The sequence below is a fragment of the Mycobacterium sp. E1386 genome (assembly GCF_001672745.1).
Classification (GTDB): Bacteria; Actinomycetota; Actinomycetes; order Mycobacteriales; family Mycobacteriaceae; genus Mycobacterium.
The window spans coordinates 1-6,248 of sequence record NZ_LZKH01000245.1; the positions used below are offsets into that span (position 1 = coordinate 1).

Sequence of the window (6,248 nt, forward strand, 5' to 3'; positions counted from 1 at the left end):
GCGCGCCGCGATGCTGGGCGGGGACTTGCCGGCCGTGGCGGCCGCCGCCCTGGGCGGCGGGACCGGCGCGCTGGACGCGTTCACCCTGCGGGTCGGCCGGCCGGTCGGCCCGATGTTGGCTCAGACCGCCACCGGGGTGGCCGATGCGCTCGAACGCCACGGCGGCACAGCCATTTTCGAGGCGAAGCTGGACGGTGCCCGGGTGCAGATTCACCGGTCCGGTGACGAGGTCACCGTCTACACCCGAAGCCTCGACGACGTCACCGCCCGGCTGCCCGAGGTGGTGGAGGCGACGCTGGCCCTGCCGGTGCGCGACCTCATCGCCGACGGCGAGGCGATCGCGCTGCGTTCCGACAACTCCCCACACCGCTTCCAGGTCACCGCGTCGCGGTTCGGCCGATCGGTCGACGTGGACGCGGCCCGTGCGGCGCAACCACTTTCGGTGTTCTTCTTCGACATCCTGCACCGCGACGGCGATGACCTGCTCGACGCGCCGACCGCCGAGCGGCTGGCCGCCCTGGACGCGCTGGTGCCGGAGGCGCAGCGGGTGGATCGGCTGCTGACCTCCGAGCCCGCGGCCGCCGAGGACTTCCTGGCCGCGACGCTGGCCGCCGGCCACGAAGGCGTGCTGGCCAAGGCGCCGGACGCGCCGTATCAGGCGGGCCGGCGCGGGGCCGGTTGGCTGAAGGTCAAGCCGGTGCACACGCTGGACCTGGTGGTGCTCGCGGTGGAATGGGGATCGGGGCGCCGAAGCGGCAAACTCTCCAACATCCATCTCGGGGCGCGCGACCCGGCCACCGGTGAATTCGTCATGGTGGGAAAGACATTCAAGGGAATGACCGACGCGATGCTGGACTGGCAGACCGCGCGGTTCAGCGAACTCGCCGTCAGCGGAACCGACGGTTACGTCGTGCGGTTGCGGCCCGAGCAGGTGGTCGAGGTGGCGTTGGACGGCGTCCAGAAATCCTCCCGCTACCCCGGCGGTGTGGCACTGCGGTTCGCCCGGGTGGTGCGCTACCGCGACGACAAGGGCCCGGCGGAGGCCGACACCATCGATGCCGTGCGCGCGCTGTATTAAGTCAAGCGCTGTTCTTCTTCCGCGCGTAGGGTTTCCGCCGTGGCAGTGAAAGCGCGCGACGACGACGTCAGCTACATCCACACCGACGAGCAGCTGCCGCCCGTCGCGATCGTGGACCGCTCCCCCATCACCGTCCGGCACAAGGTCGTGTTCGGGACCATCGCCGTGATCGGTGCGGTCGCGTGGGCGATCATCGCGTTCGCGCGCGGCGAGGCGGTGAACGCGGTCTGGTTCGTGGTCGCGGCGATCTGTACGTACCTCATCGGCTTCCGGTTCTACGCCCGGCTGATCGAGATGAAAATCGTCCGCCCGCGCGACGATCACGCGACGCCGGCCGAAATGTTCGAGGACGGCACCGACTACGTGCCCACCGACCGGCGGGTGTTGTTCGGTCATCATTTCGCCGCCATCGCCGGAGCCGGACCACTCGTCGGCCCGGTGCTCGCCGCGCAGATGGGCTACCTGCCCTGCACTATCTGGATCGTCATCGGCGCGGTGTTCGCCGGCGCGGTCCAGGATTACCTGGTCTTGTGGATCTCCACCCGGCGGCGGGGACGTTCCCTGGGTCAGATGGCCCGCGACGAACTCGGCGCCACCGGCGGCGCTGCCGCCCTGGTCGGGGCGTTCGTCATCATGGTGATCATCATCGCGGTGCTGGCGCTGGTGGTGGTGCGGGGCCTGGCCCAAAGCCCCTGGGGCGTGTTCTCCATCGGCATGACCATCCCCATCGCCCTCTTCATGGGGTGCTACCTGCGATTCCTGCGGCCGGGGCGGGTGGCGGAGGTATCGATCATCGGCTTCGTGCTGCTGATGCTGGCCGTGGTCTCCGGCAACTGGGTCAGTGAAACACCCTGGGCCGCAACGTGGTTGAGCATCTCACCGGTGACTGTGTCGTGGCTGATCATCGGCTACGGTTTCGTGGCTTCGGTGCTGCCTGTTTGGCTGCTGCTGGCCCCGCGCGATTACCTCTCCACATTCATGAAGGTCGGCGCCATCGCCCTGCTAGCGGTCGGCATCTGCTTGGCCCGCCCGCTCATGCAGGCACCCGCGATCTCGCGGTTCGCCGCCAGCGGCGACGGACCGGTGTTCCCCGGCTCGCTGTTCCCCTTCCTGTTCATCACCATCGCGTGCGGCGCGCTGTCCGGGTTCCACGCGCTGATCTCGTCGGGGACGACGCCCAAGCTGCTGGAGAAGGAAAGCCAGATGCGGTTCATCGGGTACGGCGGCATGCTCACCGAGTCGTTCGTCGCCGTCATGGCCCTGATCAGCGCAGCGATCCTCGACCAACACCTGTACTTCGCCCTCAACGCCCCGGCCGCGCAAACGGGTGGCACCGCGGCCACCGCCGCCGACTACGTCAATCGGCTCGGCCTGTCGGGCACCCCGGTGACCGCGGACCAACTCACCAGGGCCGCCGCCGGCGTGGGAGAAAAGTCGATCGTGTCGCGCACCGGCGGAGCCCCGACCCTGGCGGTCGGCATGTCGGAGGTGTTGCAACGCGTCTTCGGCGGGGTGGGTCTCAAGGCGTTCTGGTATCACTTCGCGATCATGTTCGAGGCGCTGTTCATCCTGACCGCCGTCGACGCGGGCACTCGCGTCGCGCGGTTCATGCTGTCCGACGCACTCGGCAACCTCGGCGGCCCGCTGACCAAACTGCGCAACCCGAGCTGGCGGCCGGGCGTGTGGGTTTGCAGCCTCGCCGTGGCCGCCGCCTGGGGCAGCATCCTGCTGATGGGCGTGACCGATCCGCTGGGCGGCATCAACACCCTGTTTCCTCTGTTCGGCATCGCCAACCAGCTGCTGGCCGCCGTCGCGCTGACCGTGATCACCGTGATCGTCGTGAAGAAGGGCCTGCTGAAGTGGGCATGGATTCCCGGGATTCCGCTGCTGTGGGACTTGGCGGTCACGCTCACCGCGTCGTGGCAGAAGATCTTCTCGGCGGATCCCAATGTCGGCTATTGGACGCAGCACTTCCAATACCTCGCGGCCAGAAACGCCGGCAAGACGTCGTTCGGTTCGGCCAAGAACGCCCATCAACTCGACGAGGTCATCAGGAACACCTTCGTTCAGGGCACGCTGTCCATCCTGTTCGCGCTTGTCGTCGTCATCGTGGTCATCGCCGGGGTGGTCGTCGCCCTGGGCGCGATGCGCGGCGCGGGCAGGCCGCTGACCGAGGATGAGCCGGTGCCGTCGAAGCGGTTCGCGCCGTCGGGTCTGGTCGCCACCGCCGCCGAGCGGGAGTTGCAAAAACGGTGGGACGCGCCGACCGAAAAGGTCGTGTCGAACTCCCCAGCGCGGTCCTAAGATTGCGCGATGAGAGTCGGCATCGACTTTGGCACCACACACACTGTCGTTGCGGCCGTCGACCGAGGCAACTATCCCGTCATCTCGTTCGACGGCGTTGACGCGTGGCCGTCGATCGTCGCGGCCAACGCCGCCGGGGACTTGCGGTTCGGTGCGGAGGCCGCCGCCGTCCGCCACGACCCGGGTTGGTCGGTCCTGCGATCGTTCAAACGTCTGCTCAATGAGGCCGGGCCCCAGACCGAGGTGAGCCTGGCCGGCCGCAGCCATCGACTGGCGGACCTGCTTACCGGCTTTCTGGCCCAGCTGAAGAGCGACCTGCTGCGCCGCTCCAACGCCAGCCTCGCCGCCGGAGAAACCGTCGAGGCCGCGATCAGCGTGCCGGCCAACGCCTCGAGCGCCCAGCGACTGCTGACACTGGACGCCTTCGTCGCGGCCGGCTTCCACGTCGTCGCGCTACTCAACGAGCCGTCTGCCGCGAGCCTGGAATACGCGCACCGGTACCGCTCCACCATCACCGCCAAACGGGAATACGTCCTCATCTACGACCTGGGCGGCGGCACCTTCGACGCCTCCTTGCTCAAGATGACCGGACACGCGAACGAGGTCGTCATCAGTGAGGGCATCCAGCGCCTGGGCGGCGACGACTTCGACGAGGCGATCGTCGACCTCGTGCTGGCCGGTTCGCGGCTCTCCGGCGTAGACGCCGCCGCCCGCGACCTGCTGCGGGAGGAGGTCGCGGCCCGCAAGGAGGCGGTGGGTCCGCAGACGCGCCGCTTCCTGGTGGACCTCTCGGGCGTCGACGGGGCGGACCGGCCCCCGTTCTCGTGTCCGGTCGACGACGTCTACGCGGCCTGCGCTCCGCTGGTCGACAAGACGATGAAGCTGCTCGAACGCGTCCTGCACAACCCCGCGCCGGGCGGCACCGACGTGACCTGGTCGGAAGTCGCCGGCATTTACGTCGTGGGCGGCGCCGGCAGCTTCCCGCTCGTTTCGCGGATGCTGCGCACCGCCTTCGGCGACAAGCGGGTCAAACGCTCGCCGCACCCCTTCGCGGCCACCGCGATCGGCCTGGCCGTCTTTCTCGACAAGGAATCCGATTTCGCGCTCTCCGAACGCTTCTCGCGCAACTTCGGCGTCTTCCGCGAGGCCGAAGCCGGCGCCGGCGTCGTCTTCGACCCGATCGTGTGCAAGGACGTCTCGCTGCCCGCCGATGGGCACACCCCGTTGGTGGTGAAGCGCACCTACCGGGCGGCGCACAACATCGGCCACTTCCGGTTCGTCGAGTGCAGCCGCCTGGTCAACGGCCGGCCCGACGGCGACGTGACGCCCTACGACCCGGTTCTTTTCCCGTTCGACCCGGCCCTGCACGAGCGCGACGACCTCGGGCGCCAGCCGGTCGGCCGGTGGCGGGACGGGCCCGACGTCGAGGAGCGCTACGTCATCGCGCCCAGCGGTGCGGTCGAGGTGACCCTGACGACGCAGCCGGCCGGATTCAAACGCACCTTCCGCCTGGAGCGCCGCGCCTCCGCGAGCGCGTGACGCGGCCATGGAGCTGTACGACGTCATGCGGACGACGTTCGCGGCGCGCGATTTCACCGACGACCCGTTGCCCGACGAGGTGTTGTGGCGCATCTTCGACAACGCCCGGTTCGCCCCGAGCGGCGGCAACCGCCAGGGCGCCCACATCACCGTGGTGCGTGACCCGGACACCCGTCGCCGCCTCGCCGATCTGGGCGTGACCGCGGCCCGGCGCTACTTCGCCCAACTGCAGGCGGGTGAAAACCCTTGGAATTCAATCCATCCCAGCGGTGTGCCGCAGGACGTCATCGACCAGACCGACATCCCCGACACCTTCGTCGCGCCGATCGCGAAAGCGCCGGTCGTCCTTGTGGTTTCGGTCGACCTGACCGTTGTCGCCTCGATCGATCAGGACTTGGACCGCGTCGGCCTGGCCGGTGGCGCATCCGTTTACCCGCTGATCTGGAACGTCCTGCTGGCCGCCCGCAGCGAGGGCTACGGCGGCACCATCACAACCATGGCCATCGCGGCCGAGGACCAGGTTCGCCGCCTGCTGGGGATCCCCGACCTGCACGCCCTCGCCGCGGTTGTGCCCCTTGGCAAACCGGTGCGCCAGCCGACCAGGCTGCGCCGCCGACCGGTCGCGGAATTCATCACTCGTGACCGCTTCGACGGTCCGGCATTCGAAGGCTGAGGGCCGGTCCGGCCCTATCCGACGACATCGGCATAGATGTCCAGGAGCCGGAACCTCGTCGCATCGAGATACTGGCCGAGAACCGCGATCACACGCTTCTGCAGCTCGTACCCGAGTTCGTGGTCCTCTTCGCACTTGCCGCGCAGGCACTTGCCGTCGAAACCGATGGCGCGCGTCGTCTCGACCGCGCGCCCGTCGAACCGCCAGTTGTAGGGCGGCACCAACCACGACCAGCCCAGGATGTCTCCGTCTCGGAGCGTCTGCACCGTCAAGCTGCCGCGGCCCAGAGCGGGGGTTTCGAGCGCAATCCTGCCCGCGCGGATGAGATAGAAGTGATCAGCGGGCTGGCCCTCGCGGAAGATCAACTCGCCCGCGGTGAAGCGCAGGTTTGCCGCACACCCGACCACCAACTGCACATGGCGCGGGTCCATCCCGCGGAAGAACGGGTGCCTGGCCAGAACGCCCTCTAGCGTCCTCACTGCCTGCTTCCTTCGCCGGTGCCGATCAATTGCTCAAGACGGACGATAGTTGATTTGACGGCTCACGTTCGGCGATCGAAGAGAAGAATTGTCTGCCCGAAGGCCGCCCGGGTGTCGGGCCGCCGAACCGGCTGCTCGACCGGACTCGGTCGAGCGCTTGCCGGGCCACGACCGG

The 6,248-nt window shown here is 68.6% G+C and carries 5 protein-coding genes; 4 read left to right on the top strand and 1 reads right to left on the bottom strand.

Annotated elements, in window-relative coordinates:
- From A5709_RS24920 to A5709_RS24935, 4 genes are all read left to right on the top strand, one after another.
- On the top strand, nt 1-1,078 hold a 1,078-nt coding region (locus A5709_RS24920; RefSeq protein WP_068123280.1), incomplete at its 5' end, for an ATP-dependent DNA ligase.
- 39 nt (nt 1,079-1,117) lie between these two features.
- Complete coding sequence (locus tag A5709_RS24925; RefSeq protein WP_068123282.1) at nt 1,118-3,382, top strand: carbon starvation CstA family protein; 2,265 nt, start codon at nt 1,118-1,120, stop codon at nt 3,380-3,382.
- A 9-nt stretch (nt 3,383-3,391) separates the two neighbouring features.
- On the top strand, nt 3,392-4,921 hold the full coding sequence (locus A5709_RS24930) for an Hsp70 family protein (protein ID WP_068123284.1): 1,530 nt from the start codon (nt 3,392-3,394) through the stop codon (nt 4,919-4,921).
- Nucleotides 4,922-4,928: 7 nt separating this feature from the next.
- On the top strand, nt 4,929-5,594 hold the full coding sequence (locus tag A5709_RS24935; RefSeq protein WP_068012309.1) for a nitroreductase family protein: 666 nt from the start codon (nt 4,929-4,931) through the stop codon (nt 5,592-5,594).
- A 14-nt stretch (nt 5,595-5,608) separates the two neighbouring features.
- Here the strand turns inward: A5709_RS24935 and A5709_RS24940 are convergent, their stop codons facing one another.
- Nucleotides 5,609-6,073: a cyclic nucleotide-binding domain-containing protein gene (locus A5709_RS24940; RefSeq protein WP_068123287.1), complete on the bottom strand. Its 465-nt coding sequence runs from the start codon at nt 6,071-6,073 to the stop codon at nt 5,609-5,611.
- Nucleotides 6,074-6,248: the final 175 nt, after the last annotated feature.